The organism is Streptomyces sp. BBFR25, assembly GCF_044590125.1.
Taxonomy (GTDB): domain Bacteria; phylum Actinomycetota; class Actinomycetes; order Streptomycetales; family Streptomycetaceae; genus Streptomyces; species Streptomyces canus_D.
Genome location: NZ_CP172447.1, coordinates 6,321,884 through 6,343,596, shown reverse-complemented (window position 1 = coordinate 6,343,596; position 21,713 = coordinate 6,321,884). Strand labels below are relative to the sequence as shown.

General features: G+C 72.4%; 22 protein-coding genes. 6 read left to right on the top strand and 16 right to left on the bottom strand.

Features of this window, described 5'->3' with window-relative positions; all coding sequences use genetic code 11:
* Positions 1-83: 83 nt before the first annotated feature.
* The 8 genes from ACGH52_RS28955 to ACGH52_RS28920 all read right to left on the bottom strand — a co-directional run bounded on the left by ACGH52_RS28955 (position 84) and on the right by ACGH52_RS28920 (position 7,518).
* Positions 84-896 (bottom strand): DUF3159 domain-containing protein, encoded by an 813-nt coding sequence (locus tag ACGH52_RS28955; RefSeq protein ID WP_210975810.1) that lies wholly within the window; start codon positions 894-896, stop codon positions 84-86.
* A gap of 3 nt (positions 897-899) precedes the next feature.
* A complete protein-coding gene (locus ACGH52_RS28950; protein WP_076976707.1) occupies positions 900-1,298 on the bottom strand; it encodes an OB-fold nucleic acid binding domain-containing protein in 399 nt (132 codons plus the stop codon).
* A 94-nt stretch (positions 1,299-1,392) separates the two neighbouring features.
* Positions 1,393-2,076 carry a response regulator gene (locus tag ACGH52_RS28945; protein WP_059298035.1) on the bottom strand — a complete coding sequence of 228 codons (684 nt, stop codon included), beginning with the start codon at positions 2,074-2,076 and terminating at the stop codon, positions 1,393-1,395.
* Positions 2,073-4,619, bottom strand: a complete 2,547-nt coding sequence (locus ACGH52_RS28940; protein WP_399943526.1) for an ATP-binding protein — start codon at positions 4,617-4,619, stop codon at positions 2,073-2,075. The genes ACGH52_RS28945 and ACGH52_RS28940 overlap by 4 nt, the downstream gene beginning before the upstream one ends.
* A gap of 121 nt (positions 4,620-4,740) precedes the next feature.
* On the bottom strand, positions 4,741-5,433 hold the full coding sequence (locus ACGH52_RS28935) for an ABC transporter ATP-binding protein (protein ID WP_076976705.1): 693 nt from the start codon (positions 5,431-5,433) through the stop codon (positions 4,741-4,743).
* A gap of 198 nt (positions 5,434-5,631) precedes the next feature.
* Positions 5,632-6,384, bottom strand: a complete 753-nt coding sequence (locus tag ACGH52_RS28930) for a DUF3710 domain-containing protein (protein WP_059298030.1) — start codon at positions 6,382-6,384, stop codon at positions 5,632-5,634.
* Position 6,385: 1 nt separating this feature from the next.
* Complete coding sequence (dut, locus tag ACGH52_RS28925; protein ID WP_052840058.1) at positions 6,386-6,937, bottom strand: dUTP diphosphatase; 552 nt, start codon at positions 6,935-6,937, stop codon at positions 6,386-6,388.
* Positions 6,934-7,518, bottom strand: coding sequence for a PaaI family thioesterase (locus tag ACGH52_RS28920; protein ID WP_059298027.1), 585 nt, complete (start codon positions 7,516-7,518; stop codon positions 6,934-6,936). The genes dut and ACGH52_RS28920 overlap by 4 nt, the downstream gene beginning before the upstream one ends.
* Before the next feature lie 57 nt (positions 7,519-7,575).
* Between ACGH52_RS28920 and ACGH52_RS28915 the strand changes: the two genes are divergently transcribed.
* A complete protein-coding gene (locus tag ACGH52_RS28915) occupies positions 7,576-8,040 on the top strand; it encodes a DUF3093 domain-containing protein (RefSeq protein WP_076976704.1) in 465 nt (154 codons plus the stop codon).
* Between the two features lie 42 nt (positions 8,041-8,082).
* On the opposite strand, the gene ACGH52_RS28910 is transcribed toward ACGH52_RS28915, so the two are convergent.
* The 4 genes from ACGH52_RS28910 to ACGH52_RS28895 form a co-directional block, all read right to left on the bottom strand.
* Entirely contained in the window at positions 8,083-9,033 is a 951-nt protein-coding gene (locus tag ACGH52_RS28910; protein ID WP_399943522.1) for a hypothetical protein, read from the bottom strand.
* 13 nt (positions 9,034-9,046) lie between these two features.
* Positions 9,047-9,343: a DUF4193 domain-containing protein gene (locus ACGH52_RS28905; protein ID WP_003993510.1), complete on the bottom strand. Its 297-nt coding sequence runs from the start codon at positions 9,341-9,343 to the stop codon at positions 9,047-9,049.
* A 405-nt stretch (positions 9,344-9,748) separates the two neighbouring features.
* On the bottom strand, positions 9,749-10,993 hold the full coding sequence (locus tag ACGH52_RS28900) for a HAMP domain-containing sensor histidine kinase (protein ID WP_076976702.1): 1,245 nt from the start codon (positions 10,991-10,993) through the stop codon (positions 9,749-9,751).
* Between the two features lie 6 nt (positions 10,994-10,999).
* Complete coding sequence (locus tag ACGH52_RS28895) at positions 11,000-11,653, bottom strand: response regulator transcription factor (RefSeq protein WP_003993508.1); 654 nt, start codon at positions 11,651-11,653, stop codon at positions 11,000-11,002.
* A gap of 427 nt (positions 11,654-12,080) precedes the next feature.
* Here ACGH52_RS28895 and ACGH52_RS28890 point away from each other — a divergent pair, with 427 nt between their 5' ends.
* Positions 12,081-12,254 carry a hypothetical protein gene (locus ACGH52_RS28890; protein WP_007387792.1) on the top strand — a complete coding sequence of 58 codons (174 nt, stop codon included), beginning with the start codon at positions 12,081-12,083 and terminating at the stop codon, positions 12,252-12,254.
* Positions 12,255-12,725: 471 nt separating this feature from the next.
* On the opposite strand, the gene ACGH52_RS28885 is transcribed toward ACGH52_RS28890, so the two are convergent.
* Together ACGH52_RS28885 and ACGH52_RS28880 are read right to left on the bottom strand one after the other, a co-directional pair.
* Positions 12,726-13,544 carry an inositol monophosphatase family protein gene (locus ACGH52_RS28885; RefSeq protein ID WP_059298021.1) on the bottom strand — a complete coding sequence of 273 codons (819 nt, stop codon included), beginning with the start codon at positions 13,542-13,544 and terminating at the stop codon, positions 12,726-12,728.
* 8 nt (positions 13,545-13,552) lie between these two features.
* On the bottom strand, positions 13,553-14,680 hold the full coding sequence (locus ACGH52_RS28880; protein ID WP_210975813.1) for a ferrochelatase: 1,128 nt from the start codon (positions 14,678-14,680) through the stop codon (positions 13,553-13,555).
* Positions 14,681-14,843: 163 nt separating this feature from the next.
* Between ACGH52_RS28880 and ACGH52_RS28875 the strand changes: the two genes are divergently transcribed.
* Together ACGH52_RS28875 and ACGH52_RS28870 are read left to right on the top strand one after the other, a co-directional pair.
* Positions 14,844-16,100 carry an MFS transporter gene (locus ACGH52_RS28875; protein ID WP_121703374.1) on the top strand — a complete coding sequence of 419 codons (1,257 nt, stop codon included), beginning with the start codon at positions 14,844-14,846 and terminating at the stop codon, positions 16,098-16,100.
* Entirely contained in the window at positions 16,042-17,379 is a 1,338-nt protein-coding gene (locus ACGH52_RS28870; protein WP_399943518.1) for a D-arabinono-1,4-lactone oxidase, read from the top strand. Before ACGH52_RS28875 ends, ACGH52_RS28870 begins: the two co-directional genes overlap by 59 nt.
* Here the strand turns inward: ACGH52_RS28870 and ACGH52_RS28865 are convergent.
* Complete coding sequence (locus tag ACGH52_RS28865) at positions 17,303-18,217, bottom strand: hypothetical protein (protein WP_399943515.1); 915 nt, start codon at positions 18,215-18,217, stop codon at positions 17,303-17,305. The genes ACGH52_RS28870 and ACGH52_RS28865 overlap by 77 nt on opposite strands.
* 470 nt (positions 18,218-18,687) lie before the next feature.
* Between ACGH52_RS28865 and sepH the strand changes: the two genes are divergently transcribed.
* Entirely contained in the window at positions 18,688-19,749 is a 1,062-nt protein-coding gene (gene sepH / locus ACGH52_RS28860; protein ID WP_076976697.1) for a septation protein SepH, read from the top strand.
* A gap of 70 nt (positions 19,750-19,819) precedes the next feature.
* Here the strand turns inward: sepH and ACGH52_RS28855 are convergent, their stop codons facing one another.
* Positions 19,820-20,671, bottom strand: a complete 852-nt coding sequence (locus ACGH52_RS28855; protein ID WP_399943512.1) for a sulfurtransferase — start codon at positions 20,669-20,671, stop codon at positions 19,820-19,822.
* Between the two features lie 236 nt (positions 20,672-20,907).
* Here ACGH52_RS28855 and ACGH52_RS28850 point away from each other — a divergent pair, with 236 nt between their 5' ends.
* On the top strand, positions 20,908-21,711 hold the full coding sequence (locus ACGH52_RS28850) for a VOC family protein (RefSeq protein WP_399943509.1): 804 nt from the start codon (positions 20,908-20,910) through the stop codon (positions 21,709-21,711).
* Positions 21,712-21,713 lie beyond the last annotated feature (2 nt).

Sequence of the window (21,713 nt, the reverse complement as noted above, 5' to 3'; positions counted from 1 at the left end):
GCCGTACTCAGCTCCGTCAGCGCCGTACCGCTCCCGTCTACGCCGTACCGCTCCCGTCCGCGCCGTACGCCCCGTCTCGCCCGTCAGGCCTTGCGGTGCCTGCCGGCGCGCGGGTCCGCGGCCTCCCCGTCGGCCTCGGACAGCCCCGGCAGGGTCTGGTCGACCGTCCCCTGCTCGCGCCCTTCCCGCTCGGCCTTCTCCGCCTTCTCGGCCTCCTCCGCCGCCTCCATCTCCGCGAAGACGTCGATGGGCGCCGGCGCCTTGGCCAGGAAGACCCAGGTCAGCCAGACGGCGAGCAGGAAGGGCGGGATCTTCAGGGTGACCAGGACCCAGCCGAGCTGCTCGGTGTCCGCCCACCAGTACAGCGGGAAGAGGATCGCGGACTTGGCGAGCAGGATGAAGCCCCAGGCGTAGCTCGCCTTGGTGTACGCCTTCTTGCGGCCCGGGTTGCGGGTGCGCCAGGAGAGGTTCTCCTTGAAGACCGGGCCGAGGATCAGGCCGATCAGCGGCACCCCGGCCAGCGAGGTGACGATGTACGCCAGCGCCAGGCCCAGGGTGTAGAGCATGCCCGGCAGATAGAAGTTCTTGGCGTTGTCGGTCATCATCGCGAAGACCACGCCGAAGGCGACGCCGAAGACCCCGCTGAAGGCGTGCTTGACGGTGTCCTTCATCACGAGCCGGACGACGACCAGCACCACCGACACGGCCAGGGCCGCGATCGCCGACATGTGCAGGTCGTTGTTGAGGGTGAAGATGGTGACGAAGAGCAGGCCCGGCAGCACCGTCTCGACCATGCCCCGCACGCCGCCGAACGCCTCGAACAGCGCGGCCTCCGTCACCGCCCGGGCGTCGTCGGCCTCTGTCGTCTCTTCGGTCGGCTTGTCGAGCGACGTCACCGGCTACTCCCGTCCGAGGGGTCTCAGTTCGTATTTCGGGTTGAAGAGCACCCGGCGGCCGTGGCTCATGGAGATCCGGCCCGATGCGATGAGCTTGCGCCCCGGCTCTATACCCACGATGGAGCGTCTGCCCAGCCACACCACGTCCAGGGCGGCGGAACCGTCGAACAGCTCGGCCTCCAGGGCCGGAACGCCCGCACGCGGTCGCAGGGTGACCGTGCGCAAGGTACCAGTTACCGACACGACCTGCCGGTCCTGGCAGTCTCCGATGCGCGTGCAGCCGGCGGTGTCGGCGTCCTCGCGCAGTTCCTCCGACTCCAGGTCCTCCTGCGAGGAGGAGAGCCGGTCGAACATGCGCCGGAACCGGCCCACCGGCTTGTCGGAACGCGGAGCAGCACTCATATCTGAAGCGTACCGGGGCCCGCCGACAGCCATGCACCCCTGCCGGGACGGGATGGCGAGGCTCACTTCCCCCTCACCTCCCGTGCACGGCCTCTCACTTCTCGAAGCGGTACCCCATGCCCGGCTCGGTGATGAAGTGCCGCGGGTGCGCGGGGTCCGCCTCCAGCTTGCGGCGCAGCTGGGCCATGTAGACCCGCAGGTAGTTCGTCTCCGTCCCGTACGACGGCCCCCACACCTCCTGCAACAGCTGTTTCTGGCTCACCAGGCGCCCCGTGTTGCGCACCAGCACCTCCAGCAGGTGCCACTCGGTGGGTGTCAGGCGTACGTCCCTGCCGCCCCGGTGGACCTTCTTCGCGGCCAGGTCGACGGTGAACTCCGCGGTGTCCACGACGACCTCGTCCTCGCCGCCGGGGACGGGTTCGGCCCGGCGGACGGCGGCCCGCAGCCGGGCCAGCAGCTCGTCCATGCCGAAGGGCTTGGTGACGTAGTCGTCGGCGCCCGCGTCCAGCGCCTCGACCTTCTCGTCGGAGGAGTGCCGGGCGGACAGCACCAGGATCGGCACCCGGGTCCAGCCGCGCAGTCCCCTGATCACCTCGACGCCGTCCATGTCGGGCAGGCCCAGGTCCAGGACCACCACGTCGGGGTGGCGGGCGGCGGCGAGCTGGAGGGCGGTGGCGCCGTCGTGGGCGGCGTCGACCTCGTAGTGCCGTGCCTTGAGGTTGATCACGAGGGCCCGCACGATCTGCGGTTCGTCGTCGATCACGAGCACCCGGGTCACAGGGCGGCCTGCCTTTCTGCTGTCGCGGGACGGGAGGTCGGCGCGGACGAGCCCACCGCGCGGAGGGTGAGGACCATGGTGAGGCCGCCGCCGGGGGTGTCCTCGGCGTTCAGGGTGCCGCCCATCGCCTCGGCGAAACCGCGGGCCACGGCCAGGCCGAGTCCCACCCCGGCCCCGCGCGGGGCGTCGCCGTAGCGCTGGAAGGGCTCGAAGATGCGGTCCTTGGCCTCGTCCGGCACTCCCGGCCCCCGGTCCACGACCCGCACCTCGACGCGGTCGGCGAGGGCGCTGGCGGCGACCAGGACGGTCCGGTCGTCCGGACTGTACTTGACGGCGTTCTCCACCAGGTTGGCCATCGCCCGCTCCAGGAGCCCGGCGTCCACGGCGACCATGGGCAGCGTCTCGGGGATGTCCAGCTCGGCGCTGCCCTCGGGCACCCCGCCGAGCGCCATCGGCGCCACCTCGTCCACGTCGATCTCGCGGATCAGCGGGGTGACGGTGCCGGTCTGCAGGCGGGACATGTCGAGCAGGTTGCCCACCAGGTGGTCGAGGCGGTCGGCGCCCTCCTCGATGCCCTCGAGCAGTTCCGCCTGGTCCTCCTCGGACCAGGCCACGTCGTCGGACCTGAGGCTGGTCACCGCCGCCTTGATCCCGGCGAGCGGGGTGCGCAGGTCGTGGCTGACGGCGGCCAGCAGCGCCGTGCGGATGCGGTTGCCCTCGGCGAGCGCGCGGGCCTGGTCGGCCTCCTCGCGCAGGCGGCGCCGGTCCAGGACGACGGCGGCCTGGGCGGCGAAGGCGGCCAGCACCCGGCGGTCCTCGGCGGGCAGCACCCGGCCGGTCAGCGCGAGGGCCATGTGGTCGCCGACGGGCATGTCCACGTCGGCGTCCTCCGGGCGGTCCACCGGCGGTCCCGACCCGGCGCGCCCCGCGCAGGTCCACGGCGCCACGTCGCCCTCCCGTTCCAGCAGGGCGGCCGACTCCATGCCGAAGGTCTCGCGCACCCGCTCCAGGAGCGTCTCCAGGCTGGTCTCGCCACGCAGCACGTCCCCGGCCAGGAAGGACAGGATCTCCGACTCGGCGCGCAGCCGGGCGGCCTGGTGGGTGCGGCGGGCCGCGACGTCGACGACCGAGGCGACGGAGAGGGCGACGCCCACGAATATGGCGAGCGCAAGGATGTTCTTCGGGTCCGCGATGGTGATCCGGTTGACGGGGGGCGTGAAGAACCAGTTCAGCAGCACGGACCCGACCGCGGCCGAGGCGAGCGCCGGGTACAGCCCGCCGAGCAGGGCGGCCGCGACGGTCAGCGCCAGGTAGAGCAGGACGTCGTTGGCGAGCCCGAGGTGGACGGTGCTGAGCAGCAGCGTCAGCAGCACGGGACCGCCCAGGCCCGCCAGCCAGCCCCAGACGATCCGGGACCGGCCGAGCCGCGCTCCCCTGGCCACCGGCAGCCCGCGCCCCTTGGCGACCTCCTCGTGGGTCACGATGTGGACGTCCAGGTCGGAGCCGGACTCGCGGGCGACGGTGGCGCCGACGCCGGGTCCGAAGACGTACTGCCAGGTCTTGCGGCGCGAGGAGCCGAGGACGATCTGGGTGGCGTTGACGCCGCGGGCGAAGTCGAGCAGGGCGGCCGGTATGTCCTCGCCGAGCACGTGGTGGAAGGTGCCGCCGAGGTCCTCCACCAGGGTGCGCTGCACGGCCAGCTCCTTCGGGGAGGCGGAGGTCAGCCCGTCGCTCCGGGCTATGTAGACGGCCAGCACCTCGCCGCCCGCGCCCTTCTCGGCGAGGCGCGCGGCCCGTCGTATCAGCGTGCGTCCCTCGGGACCGCCGGTCAGGCCGACCACGATGCGTTCGCGCGAGCCCCAGATCTTCGAGACCCGGTGCTCGCTGCGGTACTGCTGGAGGTACTCGTCGGCCCGGTCCGCGACCCAGAGCAGGGCCAGCTCGCGCAGGGCGGTGAGGTTGCCGGGGCGGAAGTAGTTGGACAGGGCCGCGTCGACCTTGTCCGACTGGTAGATGTTGCCGTGGGCCATGCGGCGGCGCAGCGCCTGTGGCGACATGTCGACCAGTTCGATCTGGTCCGCGCGCCGCACCACCTCGTCCGGCACCGTCTCGCGCTGCCGTACGCCGGTGATGGACTCCACGACGTCGCCCAGTGACTCCAGGTGCTGGATGTTGACGGTCGAGACGACGTCGATCCCGGCGGCGAGGAGTTCCTCGACGTCCTGCCAGCGCTTGGCGTTGCGCACGCCGGGGACGTTGGTGTGGGCCAGCTCGTCCACCAGCGCCACCCGGGGGCGGCGGGCCAGCACCGCGTCCAGGTCCAGCTCGGTGAAGGCGGCGCCCCGGTACTCGACCTCCCGGCGCGGCACCTCCTCCAGGCCGCGCAGCATCACCTCGGTGCGCGCCCTGCCGTGGTGCTCGACGAAGGCCACCACGCAGTCGGTGCCCCGTTCGACGCGCCGGTGGGCCTCGGACAGCATCGCGTACGTCTTGCCGACGCCCGGTGCCGCACCGAGGTAGATCCGAAGCTTGCCGCGTCCCATGGCCTCATTGTCTTCCGGTCACCGCTGATTGCGCAGCGTCGACCCTACGACCCAGAATCACGGCAAAAGGGGCGGGGGCGGGGATGCCGGTCGTCCTTGACGGAACTCTGACGCCGGAGCGTCACTGCTCGACGATCTCCCCGTCCCGCAGCTCCAGCACCCGGTCGGCGAGGTCGAGCAGGGTGGCGTCGTGGGTGGCGACCAGGGCGGTGACCTGCTCGCTGCGTACGACGGCCCGCAGCAGCTCCATCACGGAGTGCCCGGTCTCGGCGTCCAGCTGGCCGGTGGGTTCGTCGGCGATCAGCAGCGCGGGGTCGTTGGCGAGGGCCCGGGCGATGGCGACGCGCTGCTGCTGTCCGCCGGACATCTCGCCGGGGCGCTGGGCGGCGTGGTCGGCGAGGCCCACCAGGGAGAGCAGCAGCTCAACGCGTTCCTCGCGTTCCTTCGGCGCGGCCCGGCGCAGCCGCAGCGGCACGCCGACGTTCTCGGCGGCGGTGAGGATCGGGATGAGCCCGAAGGACTGGAAGACGAACCCGACCCGGTCCCGGCGCAGGGCGAGCAGCCCGTCCTCGTCCAGCTCCGCGAGGTTCCGGCCGTCGACCTCCACCCGCCCGGCGTCCGGGGTGTCGAGGCCGCCGACGATGTTGAGCAGGGTGGTCTTCCCGGATCCCGACCGCCCCTTGAGGGCGACCAGCTCGCCGCGCGGCACGTCGAAGGAGACGCCGCGCAGGGCGTGCACGGCGGCGCTGTCCCTGCCGTACGACTTCCGCACGTCCTCGACGCGCACCATGGTCTCCGTGACCACCTGGCTCATGCTGTGCCCTCCCCCGTCGCGCCGCCGTGGACCGGGCGCCAGTATCGCCACCGCGGGCCGGCGGATTCAACGGCCACGGCCCGATCGCCCGACGCGACCGCCCCGGTCCGCACGGCGAAAGGGCCGCGTCCCCCTGGGGAAGCGGCCCTCGTGGCGCGCGTACGGCGAAGAACCGTGCCGGGTCCTCGCCCGGCGAACCTAGCGAACCTCGGTGATCTCCGGCCCGCGCTGGAGCTGGCCCATGCCGCCGGCGAAGCGGGAGCCCTCCTCCTGCTGGACACCTTCGGGGACCATCTGCGCGTCGTTCGGCAGCTTCAGGACGATGGGGTCCCGGGGGGCCATCGGGCCCTCGCCGCGGACGACGACCGTGTCCCGGAAGATCTGCTCCAGCAGACCGGCGGCCTGCGGCTGCACCGCGCCCTGGCCCGAGATCACGCCGCGCAGGAACCAGCGGGGCCCGTCCACGCCGACGAACCGCACGACCTGGAAGCCGCCCGTGCCGTCCGGCAGCTGCACCGGGACCTGGGCCCGCAGCTCCCAGCCCAACGGACCCTCGACCTCGTCGATGATGCCGCCCTGCTGGGTGATGCCGGAGCCGATCTCCTCGCGCACCTCGCCCCAGATGCCCTCGCGCTTGGGTGCGGCGAAGCCCTGGAGCTGGATGGCGCTGTCGCGCAGGACGACGGTCGCGGCGACGATCGCGTCGCCCGCGACCTCCACCCGCAGTTCCATGCCGTCGACCCCGGGAATGAACAGGCCGCCAAGGTCGACCCGGCCCTCGCCCGGGTCGCGGACCTCGGTGCTGTCCCAGGGCCCGTCGGGGCGCGGCTCGGGCTCGAGCCGCACGCGTGCGCGCTCTTCGTCCGCCTCGGTGTCGACGCTGTCGACGACCTGCTCGGTCTCGCCGGCCGCGTCCTCGGCGGCATCCCTCTTCTTGCGACGTCCGAACACGTCACTGTCCTTCCCGGTCGGATACGACCGAAGCGTATCGATTCCCACCCGTCGGGCCGCCCTCGGCGACCTGACCGCTTGTGCCGCTTGCACGGTCCAACCCGGCGTGGCCGCCGGTGGACCCGAAGCCCCCCTCGGCCCGCGCCGAGTCGGGAAGCTCCGCGACCTGACGGAAGCGGACCCTCTCGACCTGCTGGACGACCAGTTGGGCAATCCGGTCGAAGCGCTCGAACCGCACGCTCTCGCGCGGGTCGAGATTCACCACGATCACCTTGATCTCCCCACGGTACCCGGCATCAATCGTCCCCGGGGCATTCACGAGGGCGACACCGCAGCGGGCGGCCAGTCCGGAACGTGGGTGCACGAAGGCCGCGTACCCCTCGGGGAGCGCCACAGACACGCCCGTGGGCAGAACGGCGCGTTCGCCGGGCGCCAGCTCGCAGTCGACGGTGGTGCGCAGGTCGGCACCCGCGTCGCCGGGCTGCGCGTACGCCGGGAGCGGTACGTCGGGGTCGACGCGGCGGATCAGCACCTCGAGGTCGGCACGGCTCACGGGTTCACCTCGAAGGCGCGGGCGCGGCGGAGCTGGTCGGGGTCGTCCATGGCGGCGCGGATCTCCTCCTCGCGGCCGTTCTGGACGAAGTGCTCGACCTTGACCTCGATGAAGAGAGCGTCGGCGCGGACGGCCACGGGGCCGTCGGGCCCGCCGATCCGGCCCGTGGCGGTGGAGTAGATCTTCCGGCCGGCCACCGCGGTGACCTCGGCCTCCAGGTGGAGCGTCGTGTCCACGGGCACCGGCCGCCGGAAGTCGGTCTCCAGCCGTCCGGTCACCGCGATCGTGCGCAGCAGCCAGTTCAGCGAGCCCAGCGTCTCGTCCAGGGCGGTGGCCAGCACGCCGCCGTGCGCCAGGCCGGGAGCGCCCTGGTGGGCGGGGCGGACGGTGAACTCGGCGGTGATCGACACGCCTTCACCCGCCCGCGCCTGGAGGTGCAGTCCGTGGGGCTGGTCGCCGCCGCAGCCGAAGCACTGGCCGTAGTGGGCGCCGAGCAGCTCGCCGGGGGCGGGCGCGTCGGGGTGCCGTACGGGTTTCACGGCGTCGGCGGGGGGCTTGAGACCTGGGGAAGTACCACTCACAGGCGCAGACCTTACCCGCGCGTCGGCCGAACGCCGATACCGTGCCAAGCTTGGTTCATGCAGCTCTCCACGGCCCCGTACGAAGAACGCCTCACCGCGCCCCGCTCCTGGTGGCTGGTCTCCTTCCTGGTGGGGCTGGCCTTCGCGCTGATCCTGCTGCCCCTCGGCACGCTGCCGATGCTGGGCGGCCTGGCGGGCGGCACGGCGGTGGCCGCGGTGGCGGCCAGTTCGTACGGCGCGGTGCGCATCCGGATCGTGGGCGACTCGCTGATCGCGGGCGAGGCGAGGGTGCCGCTCTCGGCGCTGGGCGAGGCGGAGATCCTCGACCCGGAGGAGGCCCGCGCCTGGCGCACGTACAAGGCCGACACCCGGGCGTTCCTGCTGCTGCGCGCCTACATCCCGCGGGCCGTGCGGGTGCTGGTCACGGACCCCGAGGACCCGACTCCGTACCTGTACCTGTCGACGCGCGAGCCGGAGCGGCTGATCGAGGCCCTGACGGCGGCGAAGGCCGCGGCCGCGTAGCGCCTGTCCGGCGGGCGGGACGCGCGAGCGGTGGGCCGCGCGTCAGCGGCCGTCTTTGCCGAAGTTTTCCCCGTGGGCGGAGCCGGGTCCGATTCCCTTGGTGATCTCGCCCATGTCCAGGGCGTCCCGCGGGCGTTCCAGGGCGGGGAGGTCGTCCAGGGCGCTCCAGGGGACCTGGTTCTTGCGCAGGTCGGCCCGGATCCTGGCGGCCAGCTTTCTGGTGTCGCGGCGGTTCATGACCGCGCCCACGGCCGCACCCACCATGAACGGCATCAGGTTCGGCAGGTCGCGCACCATCCGCTTCATGATCTGCTGGCGCAGCTGGCGCTTCATGTGGCTGTTCATCGCCGAGCCGAGGGTCGACGGCTTGGACACGTCCACACCGCGTTCGTCCGACCACGAGTTCAGGTACGCGGTGCTGCGCTGCCCGAGGCCGCCGGGCGGGCGTACGCCGTAGACCTCGTGGAGTTCGGCGATCATCTTGAGCTCGATCGCCGCTACGCCGGTGATCTCGGCGGCGAGTTCGGTGGGCATCGCGGGTGGTACGGGCAGCATCGCCGCCGCTCCGATGCCCGCTCCCACGGTCGCCGTGCCCTTGGCCGCGCCGGCCACGAGGCGGTCGGCGAGCTCTTCGGGGCCGAGGCCGGGGAACTGCCTGCGCAGCGTCGCCAGGTCCCGTACGGGCACGCGCGGGGCCAGGTCGATGATGCGGTCGGCGAGGTGTGCCAGGGCGGCCCTGGCGCGGGCGCCGCCGTTACGGACGCCCTGTCCCGCCTTCTGCCGGAACGCCGCTGCCCGGCGCCGGGCAGCGGGCGCCGGCGGTCGCGTGGTCGCCCGGAGGTCACTCCGGTCGGCCACCGGCTCGAGCGGGGCCTTCCCCGTATCGGTCGGGCCCCGCTCGTCGTCACGCGCGCTGTACGGACCGTCGGACGGCCCTTGGTCCGCTCCTCGTCGGGAGAAACGGCGCTTCCAGGGAGGGGTCGAGCCAGTCACGGCCGACCCCGCCTCAGTCGCAGTCGCGGCAGATGGGCTGGCCGTTCTTCTCCCGGGCCAGCTGGCTGCGGTGGTGGACCAGGAAGCAGCTCATGCACGTGAACTCGTCCTGCTGCTTCGGCAGTACACGGACCGCCAGTTCCTCGTTCGAGAGGTCGGCGCCGGGAAGTTCGAGGCCTTCCGCGGCCTCGAACTCGTCGACGTCGACGGCCGAGGCGGACTTGTCGTTCCGCCTGGCCTTCAGCTCTTCGAGGCTGTCCGAGTCGACGTCGTCGTCGGTCTTGCGTGGAGTGTCGTAATCGGTTGCCATGGTCGCTCTCCCCCTCTGGGTGTCTGCGGTGTCTTCAGCGCACGTAACGCGTGAGAGGCCGGACTTGTGCCCGACCTGAGGCGGAGATTTTGCCTCACATCAAGGTCTGTTACTCAATCGACACCCAACCGGACTCCTCATGAGTGATCGGCTTGGATGGCGATGGGGACCGTACACGGTCCGAATGCCGCACTTCAAAGGCGTCTCACCGTGTACTTCCCGTGATCAGGGCCCCTGAAAACCGGGATTTTCCCGGCTTTCCGACAGGGTGCATGATCACGGAGAGTAGAGGGCGGGAAAGCCTCCGCTGTGATCGATCACACACGCGACTCCAAGGCCGGTGGCCTGGAAATTCCGCTCAAAGCGAACATCCTCGGGTCTCGGTGCGATGTCGGGGTCATGATCTCAGACGGGCAGGGTCACCCGCATCACGAGCCCTCCGCCCTCGCGCGGCTGCGCGTAGATGTGCCCGCCGTGCGCCCGGGCCACGGACCGCGCGATGGACAGCCCGAGCCCGACGCCCTTGTCGCTGCCCGTCCGCTCGGTGCGCAGCCGCCGGAACGGCTCGAAGAGGTTGTCCACCTCGTACGCCGGCACGACCGGGCCCGTGTTGGTGACCACCAGGACCGCCTGGCCGTTCTCCACGGCCGTGGTGACCTCCACCCAGCCCTGGTCGGCCACGTTGTAGCGCACGGCGTTCTGGACGAGGTTCAGGGCGATCCGCTCCAGCAGGACGCCGTTGCCCTGGACCACGGCGGCCTCGCGGGTGCCGCGGATCTCCACACCCTTGGTCTCGGCCTCGCCGTGCACCTGGTCGATGGCCTGGCCGGCCACTTCGGCGAGGTCCACCGGTTTGCGCTCGACGATCTGGTTGTCGCTGCGGGCCAGCAGCAGCAGGCCCTCGACCAGCTGCTCGCTGCGTTCGTTGGTCGCCAGCAGCGTCTTGCCGAGCTGCTGGAGCTCCACCGGCGCGTTCGGATCGGACAGGTGGACTTCCAGGAGGGTGCGGTTGATCGCCAGCGGCGTGCGCAGCTCGTGGGAGGCGTTGCCGACGAAGCGCTGCTGGGCGGTGAAGGCCCGCTGCAGCCGCTCCAGCATGTCGTCGAAGGTGTCCGCCAGCTCCTTCAGCTCGTCGTCCGGTCCGTCCAGCTCGATACGGCGGGAGAGGTCGGACCCGGCCACCGCGCGCGCGGTGCGGGTGATCCGGCCCAGCGGCGACAGCACGCGTCCGGCCATGGCGTAGCCGAAGGCGAAGGCGATCACGGCGAGGCCGAGCAGCGCCAGCAGCGAGCGGCTGAGCAGGTTGTCCAGGGCGACCTTGCGCTGGTGGTCCATGCAGTCGCTGATCGCCGCGTTGAAGTCGGACAGCGACAGGTTGCCGTTGTCGACCACGGGACAGTCGCTGCTGGAGACCTTGAGGTCGGCGAAGTCGACGATCTTGTACAGCGGTTCGTTGCCGGTGCGCACCGCCTGGGCGGCCAGCAGGTAGATGATCGACAGCAGCAGGATGCCGGCGATCAGGAACATGCCGCCGTACAGCAGCGTGAGCCTTATCCGGATGGTGGGGCGCAGCCACGGCAGGGGTGTGGCCGAGCGGGGGTCCCAGGTGGGCTTGGGTGGCGCCCCGGGGGGCGCGGGTGTCGTCGCCACGGCCGCTCAGATCCGGTAGCCGGAGCCGGGGACGGTGACGATGACGGGCGGCTCGCCCAGCTTGCGGCGCAGGGTCATGACGGTCACGCGCACGACGTTGGTGAACGGGTCGGTGTTCTCGTCCCAGGCCTTCTCCAGCAGCTGCTCCGCGGAGACCACGGCGCCCTCGCTGCGCATGAGGACCTCGAGGACGGCGAACTCCTTGGGGGCGAGCTGCACCTCCTTGCCGTCGCGGAAGACCTCGCGGCGGTTGGGGTCGAGCTTGATCCCGGCGCGCTCCAGGACGGGCGGCAGGGGCACGCTGGTGCGCCGGCCCAGGGCGCGCACGCGGGCGATCAGCTCGCTGAACGCGAAGGGCTTGGGCAGGTAGTCGTCGGCGCCGATCTCCAGGCCCTCGACCCGGTCGCTGACGTCGCCGGAGGCCGTGAGCATGAGCACGCGCGTGGGCATGCCCAGCTCGACGATCTTGCGGCAGACGTCGTCGCCGTGCACGAGGGGGAGGTCGCGGTCGAGGACGACCACGTCGTAGTCGTTGACGCCGATGCGCTCGAGGGCGGCCGCACCGTCGTACACGACGTCGACGGCCATGGCCTCCCGGCGCAGTCCGGTGGCCACCGCATCGGCGAGCAGCTGCTCGTCCTCGACGACGAGTACGCGCACGTCGCTTGTCCTTCCTGTGTCCACCCGCGTAGCGCTTCTGGCACGCACGAGGGCAGGGGGCTGGTGGGTGTGTTGCCTCCATCCTGCCCTTTTCGGTCATAAGTCGGCTGTAAGTCGGGGGAAGGGCCGGTGCCGAGGATCGGTGCGGAAAGGCCGCCGGAGCGGGAATGCGAGATTTTCTCGCGCGGTTGAGGTTTCCGCGAAGGGGAGCTGGGGGAGGACGGCTTTACACCCCGCGATCACGCTCTGCCTGTACCGCGTCACCACGCGGTACGCCGCGGTCCGCTTCCGCAGAGCGGGCGTGGGTGTCCGGCACCGTCGCCGCCCGGTGGGGCAGCGCTGGGCACTCCACCGGAGACGTGATCGCCCCTTTCGACCGGCACACCCCCGTGCCAACGACCCACGACCCAGGACGAGGGGGCGCAGCATGGACGCTTTCACCGCAGGACTTCTGCAGCGCATAAAGACGACCGAGTCCGACCTGTCCCGGGCCCGCGACGAGGGCGACGAGTTCCTTGTCGAGGTGGAGCTGGGCGAGCTGGACGATCTGCGCCGTCTCGCGGCCGAGCACGGTGTGGAGGTCAGCGCGACCAACGCCTGATCGGCCCGCGGAAACAAGGCCCCGGTGGGATCCAGCACCGGGGCCTCGTCATGCGCGCCGCGGTGCTGCCGTGCAGCGCGGGTGGGCGGCTGGGGCAGGTCGGGTGACAGGGCCGGGCCCCGCCTCGCAAGGAGGCGGCGCCGACGCGGAGGGGCAGCCCGGACGCACGCGCCCGGCCGTCCGGCCGACGGGACGACCGTGCGAGCCCGGCACGATCCACTCGTCGGCCCACGACGCCGTGCGACCGGGCGCGGGCGTCGACCGGGCGAGCAAGCCGACGTCGGCCCGCTCGGGCGGAGGAACCGCCTGCGGCGGGAGGTGGCGACCAACGGGGCGCGCGGCGGTGCCGGACCCGCGCGGGCGTCGCGTGCCCGCTCAGGTGTCCCACGCCGCACGGTGTCCCGGGCACAGCACCGGACGACGACACTCCCCCGTACCGGCACTGCCGTCCTCCACCCGGCCGCCGGAGGCCTACGCGCCGAAGTCCGTCAGGAGCCGCTGGAGGGGTTCGAAGACGGCCGGGGTTGCGGCGATGGTCAGGGCGCCGGTGGGGCGCTCACCGGGGCGTCCACCGGTCACGGCGCCCGCCTCACGGGCGATCAGGTCGCCCGCCGCGAGGTCCCAGGGATGCAGTCCGCGCTCGTAGTAGCCGTCGAGGCGCCCCGCGGCCACGTCGCACAGGTCGATCGCGGCCGAGCCGCCACGTCGGATGTCCCGCACCAGCGGGATGAGCCGCCGCGCGATCTCGGCCTGCTCCGCGCGGACGTCGGCGACGTAGTTGAAGCCGGTGGAGACCAGCGCCTGGTCCAGCGGTGCCGCGGACCGGCAGGCGAGCCTGCGCTCGCCCTCCCAGGCACCCGTCGCCCAGGCGCCGCCGCCCAGCAGCGCGTGGTAGGACTCGCCCCGCATCGGGGCCACGACCACGCCGGCCACCCGCTCGCCGTCCTGCTCGGCGGCGATGGAGACCGCCCAGGTGGGCAGCCCGTACAGGTAGTTGACCGTGCCGTCGAGCGGGTCGATGACCCAGCGGACACCGCTGGTGCCCTCCGCGGCGGCGCCCTCCTCGCCGAGGAAGCCGTCGTCGGGACGGCGGTCGGCGATCAGTCCGGTGATCAGCTTCTCCGCCGCGATGTCCATCTCGGTGACCACGTCGATCGGGCTGGACTTGGTGGCGGCCACCGCGAGGTCGGCCGGGCGTCCGTCCCGCAGCAGCTCGCCCGCGCGGTGGGCGGCCTCCTGGGCGATCTTCAGCAGGTCGGCATGGAGCGGGTCGGGCGTCACGTCGGTCACGGGGCTCCTCACGCGTAGGGACTGTCGGCGCCCGCGGCGGCGGGCCGGGGGGCACGGGCGGGGCAGCAGCCGACCGGGCACAGGTTGTGGCTAGCGCCGAGCCTGCCGAGGGCGCAGGGCGTGACCTCCTGCCCGCGCTCGTCGCCCGCCCGCTCCAGGACCAGGTCGCGGACGGCCGCGGCAAAACGCGGGTCGGCGCCCACGGTGGCCGAGCGGCGCACCGGCAGGCCCAGCTCCCCGGCCTTGGCGGTGGCCTCCGTGTCGAGGTCGTAGAGCACCTCCATGTGGTCGGAGACGAACCCGATGGGGGCCATCACCACCGCGGGGGCACCGGCCGCCTGCCGCTCCTCCAGGTGGTCGCAGATGTCGGGCTCGAGCCACGGGATGTGCGGGGCACCGGAGCGCGACTGGTAGACGAGCTGCCAGGGGTGGTCGACGCCGGTGCGCTCGCGCACGGCGTCGGCGATCAGCTGCGCCACGTCCAGGTGCTGGCGCACGTACGCCCCGCCGTCACCGTGCTCCTCGACCGGACCGGACGTGTCGGCGGCGGCGGTGGGGATCGAGTGGGTGCAGAACGCGATGTGCGCGCCGTCCCGGACCTCCTCGGGCAGCTCGGCGAGGGACCGGACGACCCCGTCGACCATGGGCTCGACGAAGCCCGGGTGGTTGAAGTAGTGCCGGAGCTTGTCGACCTTCGGCGGCTCCAGCCCCTCGGACTCCAGGGCGGCCAGGGCGTCCGCGAGGTTCTCGCGGTACTGGCGGCAGCCCGAGTAGGAGGCGTAGGCGCTGGTGGCGAGGACCAGGACGCGGCGGCGGCCGTCGCCGGCCATCTCGCGCAGGGTGTCCGTCAGGTACGGCGCCCAGTTGCGGTTGCCCCAGTAGACCGGCAGGTCCAGGCCGTGCTCGGCGAAGTCCTTGCGCAGGGCGTCCAGCAGGGCGCGGTTCTGGTCGTTGATGGGGCTGACGCCGCCGAAGAGGAAGTAGTGCTGTCCGACTTCCTTGAGGCGTTCCTTGGGGATGCCGCGCCCCCGGGTCACGTTCTCCAGGAACGGGACCACGTCGTCCGGGCCCTCGGGGCCACCGAACGAGAGCAGGAGCAGGGCGTCGTAGGGGCTGGCATCGAGCACGTCTGGCATGCCCCGATCCTGCCACCCGGCACTGACAGCGGGGAAACGGTGGGGTACCGACCGTGCGTTCCACCAGGTCGACAGGGGTGTTTCCGAACGTAGGGGCGAGTAAGCTGTATCGACTGTTGTCGCACCTTACTAAGCCGTGACCGAGCCGCTTCCGGAGACCTCGTTGGCCAGTCCTTACCGCGCCCTGTTCGCCCTCCCCGGCACCAAGGGTTTCTCCGCCGCGGGCTTCCTCGGCCGGATGCCGCTGTCGATGATGGGCATCGGCGTGGTGACGATGATCTCGCAGCTCACCGGGCGGTACGGACTGGCCGGGGCCCTGTCGGCCACCATCGCGCTCGCCGCCGCAGTGGCCGGGCCGCAGGTCTCCCGTCTGGTGGACCGGTACGGACAGCGCCGGGTACTGCGCCCGGCGACCCTGGTGTCGCTGACCGCGGCGGCCGTGCTGCTGCCCGCCGCGCACTACGGGTGGCCGGACTGGGTGCTGTTCGTGGCCTGCGTCGGCATCGGCTGTGTGCCGAGCCTCGGGGCGATGGTCCGGGCCCGCTGGGCGGCCCTGTACCGGGGCACACCGCAGCTGCACACCGCGTACTCCTTCGAGTCCGTGGTCGACGAGATCTGCTTCATCTTCGGCCCGATCATCTCCATCGGCCTGTCCACGGCCTGGTTCCCTGAGGCCGGGCCGCTGCTCGCCGCCTGCTTCCTGGCGACCGGCGTCTTCTGGCTGACCTCGCAGCGCGCCACCGAGCCGGAACCGCACCCGCGCGAGCACCAGGGCGGCGGCACGGCGCTGCGCTCCCGGGGGCTCCAGGTCCTGGTCGGCACGTTCGCGGCCACGGGGACGATCTTCGGGTCCATCGACGTCGTCACCGTGGCGTTCGCCGAGGAGGAGGGGCACAAGGCCGCCGCCAGCCTCGTCCTCGCCCTCTACGCGGCGGGGTCGTGCACGGCGGCCATGATTTTCGGGCTGCTGCGCTTCGCCGGACCGCCGGAGCGCCGCTGGCTCCTGGGTGTGTGTGCGATGGCCGTGAGTATGATCCCCCTCCTACTGGTCGGAAGCCTGCCGTTTCTGGCCGCGGCGCTGTTCGTTGCGGGTCTGTCCATCGCTCCCACGATGATCACGACGATGTCCCTCATCGAAGAGCACGTTCCACGCACGCAGCTCACCGAGGGCATGACCTGGGTGAGTACCGGACTCGCGGTCGGGGTCGCGCTCGGCTCCTCCGCGGGCGGCTGGGTGATCGACACCTCCGGGGCGCGCGCGGGGTACGGGGTTCCGGCGGTGGCCGGGGCCGTCGCGGTCGCGGTCGGTTTCCTCGGGTACCGCCGGCTCAAGCGGCCGGAACCGCGTCGGGGAGGGACCGTTGAGCAGCACACGCACGGCGAGCGGCAGGACGAGCGGCCGGAACGGCACATGGCGTAACTGGGGCGGCAACGTCTCGGCGCGCCCCGCGCGGGAGGTCACCCCCGCCTCCGTCGACGAACTGGCCGAGGTCGTACGCCGGGCGGCCGAGGACGGGCAGCGGGTCAAGGCGGTCGGCACCGGGCACTCGTTCACGTCGATAGCCGCGACGGACGGTGTGTTGATCCGCCCTCATCTGTTGACCGGTATCCGTGACATCGATCGTGATGCCATGACGGTCACGGTCGAGGCCGGCACCCCGCTCAAGAGGCTCAACCTGGCGCTCGCGCGTGAGGGCCTGTCGCTCACCAACATGGGCGACATCATGGAGCAGACCGTCTCCGGGGCCACCAGCACCGGCACCCACGGCACGGGGCGGGACTCGGCCTCGATCGCGGCCCAGATCCGGGGCCTGGAGCTGGTCACGGCGGACGGCTCGGTGCTGACCTGCTCCGCGGACGAGAACCCCGAGGTGTTCGCCGCCGCCCGGATCGGCCTCGGAGCCCTGGGCGTCGTCACCGCGATCACCTTCGCCGTGGAGCCGGTCTTCCTGCTCACGGCCCGCGAGGAGCCGATGCCGTTCGACCGGGTCCTGGCCGACTTCGACGCACTGTGGTCGGAGAACGAGCACTTCGAGTTCTACTGGTTCCCGCACACCGGCAGCACCAACACCAAGCGCAACAACCGCAGCGCCGGTCCGGAGCGGCCGGTGGGCCGGTTCCAGGGCTGGCTGGACGACGAGTTCCTCTCCAACGGCCTCTTCCAGGCGGTCAACTGGGTCGGCCGCGCGGCGCCCGCCACCATCCCGGCGATCGCCCGGATCTCCAGCAGGGCACTCTCCGCGCGGACGTACACGGACACTCCCTACAAGGTCTTCACCTCCCCGCGCCGGGTGCGGTTCGTGGAGATGGAGTACGCCGTCCCGCGCGGGGCCGTCGTCGAGGCGCTGCGTGAGCTGAGGGCGATGGTCGAGCGGTCACGGCTGCGGATCAGCTTCCCGGTCGAGGTGCGCACGGCCCCGGCCGACGACATCACGCTGTCCACCGCGTCGGGCCGCGACAGCGCGTACATCGCCGTGCACATGTTCCGGGGGACGCCCTACCAGGCGTACTTCACCGCCGCCGAGCGCATCTTCACGGCGCACGAGGGCCGGCCACACTGGGGCAAGGTGCACACCCGGGAGGCCGAGTACTTCTCCCGGGTGTATCCGCGCTTCGGCGAGTTCACGGCGCTGCGGGACCGTCTTGACCCGGAGCGCCTGTTCCAGAACGACTACTTGCGCCGGGTTCTGGGGCCGTAGCCGAGGCGTCCGGATCGGGGGCCCCGGTGTCACCGGCACCCTCGTCACCGGTGGCGTCCTGGGTGGGCGTCGGGCTGGGGGCCGTACCGCCCTCCTCGGTGGGACCGCCGTCGGGGGACGTGCCGTCGCCGGTCGCCTCCGGGCTCCCGGAAGGGGTGGCGGACGGCGTGTCGTTCCCGGTCCCGGAGCCCTTCTCGTCGCTCGAGTCACCGGAACCGCCCGGGTCCCGGCCGTCCTGCGCTCCCCCGGAGTCGCCGGAGTCGTCGGAATCGCCGGACTTCCCCGAGTCGGGCGCGGACTTGTTGTGCCCCGTGAAGGCGCTGCCGACGGTGGTGCTGTGACCGCCGCTCAGGTTCTGGCCGGAGGCGGCCTCGTAGACGGTGATCCCGGCCATGGTGACGCCGAAGACGAGGGCCGCCGCGAGCAACGGGCGGCGCCGGCCCTTGGCCCGCGCGCGGTAGACGGTGCCCTCGGTGAACTCGCCCGAAGCCGAAGCCGAAGCGGGAGCCGACCCGGAAGCGGAAGCCTCCGTGAGCGAGGCCGGAACCGACGCCGCCCGCCCGCCGATCCGCACCGCGGCGACGGTGCGCTTCACCCGGATCTGCTCCCCGGTGCGCTTGAAGAAGTGCTGGAGCACCGAGCCCCCGCAGGTGGCGACGACACTGATCAGACCGGCGCCGACGATCGTGCCGTAGACACCGAAGGAGGAGGCGAGTTTGGCGGCCACCACCGCGGCCAGGGCGCTGCCCGCGACCTGGGGCACGCTCAGGTCGATACGCCTGGACTCCCCCTTCGAACCCACGTCCGCCTCACCCGCATCATCGGACCTTTCACGCATGGTCGGACCTTGCCTGCCTTTCCGTACGGGAGCGATCAACTGCACGAGAAAGGGACGTGCGACCGAAACCATTAGTTCCGTTTCTGGTGATTGCGTGAAGTACGCCACGTCCAAGATCGCGGAAATCGCGGCGGGGACGGCCGAGCGTCACCTCTTGCCAGAAGTTGGGCGGCGCGCCAATCCACGCACGTGGCCCGAATGGAGTACTGTTGCGAGCCCTGGAGCCGGTCTCCCGCGAGGGGGCTCGGAACCTTGAAGGACCGCCAGGAGGGGAAAGTTGCACAGGGTGACGGAGTTGGTCACTTAGCGTTGCGAACAGGTAACCGTGCCATAACGGCGATCCCGGGCCCCCGCCCGACACGCCGGGCAACTCGGCAAGGTTGTGGCAGGCTGCACCCGGGCAGGCCACACTCGACAGAGCGGAAGCAGCGACGCACGTGACGTCGGCAGGCACCACCCGGGAGGTCCCCATGCCCGAACTGCGTGTCGTGGCCGTCTCGAATGACGGCACACGGCTGGTGCTGAAGGCTGCGGACAGCACGGAGTACACGCTTCCGATCGACGAGCGGCTCCGGGCCGCCGTTCGCGGCGACCGTCCCCGCCTCGGCCAGATCGAGATCGAGGTGGAGAGCCATCTCCGCCCCCGCGACATCCAGGCGCGTATACGTGCCGGCGCGACCGCGGAAGAGGTCGCCCAGATGGCCGGCATCCCCGTCGACCGCGTACGGCGCTTCGAGGGTCCCGTGCTGGCCGAGCGCGCCTTCATGGCGGAGCGGGCCCGCAAGACCCCCGTCCGCCGCCCCGGCGAGAACTCCGGGCCGCCCCTCGGCGAGGCCGTCCAGGAGCGGCTGCTGCTGCGCGGTGCCGACAAGGACACCGTCCAGTGGGACTCCTGGCGCCGCGACGACGGCACCTGGGAAGTGCTGCTGGTCTACCTGGTCGCGGGCGAACCGCACTCGGCGAGCTGGACGTACGACCCGCCCCGGCGGCTCGTCCAGGCCGTCGACGCGGAGGCGCGCGCGCTGATCGGCGAGTCCGACGACCTCGCCGCGCCGGAGCCCAGCTTCCCGTTCGTGCCGCGCATCGCCCGGCTGCCGCGCGACCGGCCGCTGGACCGCACCCTCGACCGGGAGCAGCGGGAGCGGCCGAGCCTGCCCCCGCCGCCGTCGTCCGAACCGGCCGACGACACCGCGGCCACCGCATCGGCCGAGCGCGAACGCGACTCGCTCACCAGCCTGCTGGAGGCCGTACCGAGCTTCCGCGGCGACCTGGTGGTGCCCGAGCGCGCTCCGGAACCGGTGGAGGAGCCCGTCGAGGAACCTGAGGTGGAGGAGCCCCCCGCCCCCGCGGCGTCGGCCGGTTCCGCCTACGCCGACGTGCTGATGCCGCGCTCGGTGGCCAGCCACCGCGACCGCCTGACCGGCTCCACCGACCGCCAGGCCGAGGCCGACGGCGTCCGGCCCGGCCGCCGCGCGGCGGTGCCGAGCTGGGACGAGATCGTCTTCGGCACGCGGCGCAAGAAGCAGGAGTAGCCGAGTCCTCGCCGGACGATGTGCACGAGGTCGGGGCCGCACCCACGGGGGTGCGGCCCCGGCCTCTGCCCTACTGCGGGTCGGGCCCCACCGCGACCGGCCGGGCCGGGTCCGACGACCACTCGGACCACGAGCCCACGTACAGCGCCGCCGGGATCCCGGCCACCGCCAGCGCGAGCACCTCGTGGGCTCCCGACACGCCCGAGCCGCAGTACACGCCGACCGCACCGTCCTCCGTGGCGCCCAGGGCCTCGAAGCGTGCCCGGAGTTCCCCGGCGGGCAGGAAGCGCCCGTCCGTGGCCACGTTGTCGGCCGTCGGCGCGGACACGGCGCCCGGGATGTGGCCGCCGACCGGATCGATCGGCTCGACCTCTCCCCGGTAGCGCTCCCCCGCGCGGGCGTCGAACAGCACCCCGGACCGGGCCAGCGCTGCGGCCCCGTCCGCGTCCAGCAGCCCCCGCGCGCCCGGCACCGGCGCGAAGTCGCCCTCCGCGGGCGTCGGGACGTCCGTCGACAGCGGCGCCTCCCAGGTCGGCAACCCGCCGTCGAGGACCCGCACGTTCGGGTGACCCGTCCAGCGCAGCAGCCACCAGGCGCGGGCCGCCGCCCATCCCTGACCGCCGTCGTAGACCACGACCGGCCGCCCCTGCGACACGCCCGCCCGGCGCATCGCCGCACCGAACTCCCCGACGTCGGGCAGCGGGTGCCGGCCGTGCGCGCCGGGCGCGGCGGCCAGCTCCCCGTCCAGATCGACGTAGACGGCACCGGGAAGATGCCCGGCCGCGTACTCGGCCCGGCCGTCGAACGGCGGGGCCCCGGCCGCCTTCGCCGTGCTCAGTTGCCAGCGGACGTCGAGCAGGACCGGCGGGGTCGTGCCCGCCAGTTCCTCGGCGAGTTCGGATGCGGAGATGATGGCGTTCATGGCCCCATCCTGGCGTACCGAGTGGCCGAGGCGCCGATGTCGGGCTACTCTGCCCGCCGGACAGTACCGATCACGAGGCGTACGGGTTCGGGCACATGCTGTACTGCCCGGACAGACGGGCTGCCCCACGAGCGCGAGCCGGCCCGAACCACGCACCGAAACCCGGTGTCGGTGCCGAGGCCCGTCGGGAGCGGAAGCGGACGCACGGCCCGCGGAGGGCCGAGAAGAGGGTGACGATGACCGACGCACGGGGATCGGACAGCCGGATCGGCGACACGAACGCCCGGCCCGCGCCCGGCACACCCTGCTGGGTGAGTCTGATGGTGCACGGACCGGCCGCCACCCACGACTTCTACGGCGCCCTGTTCGGCTGGGAGTTCCGGCCCGGCCCCCAGCAACTGGGCCCGTACGCGCGGGCCCTGCTCGACGGGCGCGAGGTGGCCGGCATCGGGCAGCTGCCCTCGGACCGGCAACTGCCCACCGCCTGGACGCCCTACTTCGCCTCCGACGACGTCAACCGGACGGCCGAGACGGTGCGCCTGTGCGGCGGCACGGTCGGCGTCGGCCCCCTGGACGCGGGCGAGGCGGGGCGCATGGCCCTCGGCTCCGACCCGACGGGCGCCGTCTTCGGCGTCTGGCAGGCGGCCGCGCACCTCGGCACGGCCATCGCCGGGGTCCCCGGCACACCGGCGTGGAACGAGCTGCTGACCTACGAGACGGCGAGCGTCGCCAAGTTCTACGAGACGGTCTTCGGCTTCGAACTCCTCCCGGACCCCTCCTCCGAGCGCGACTACGTCACCCTGTGCCTCGACGGCCGCCCCGTCGCCGGCATCCACGGCGTCGGCGACGCCCTGCCGCGCGACCGGGGGCCGCACTGGATGACGTACTTCGAAGTGGCCGACACGGACGAGTCCGCGGCACGCCTCGTCGACCTGGGCGGGCACGTCCTCGACCCGGCCCGCGACACCCCGCACGGCCGGGTGGCGACGGTGGCGGATCCGGAGGGGGCGCGGTTCACGCTGCTGCGCCCGGAGCGGTGAGG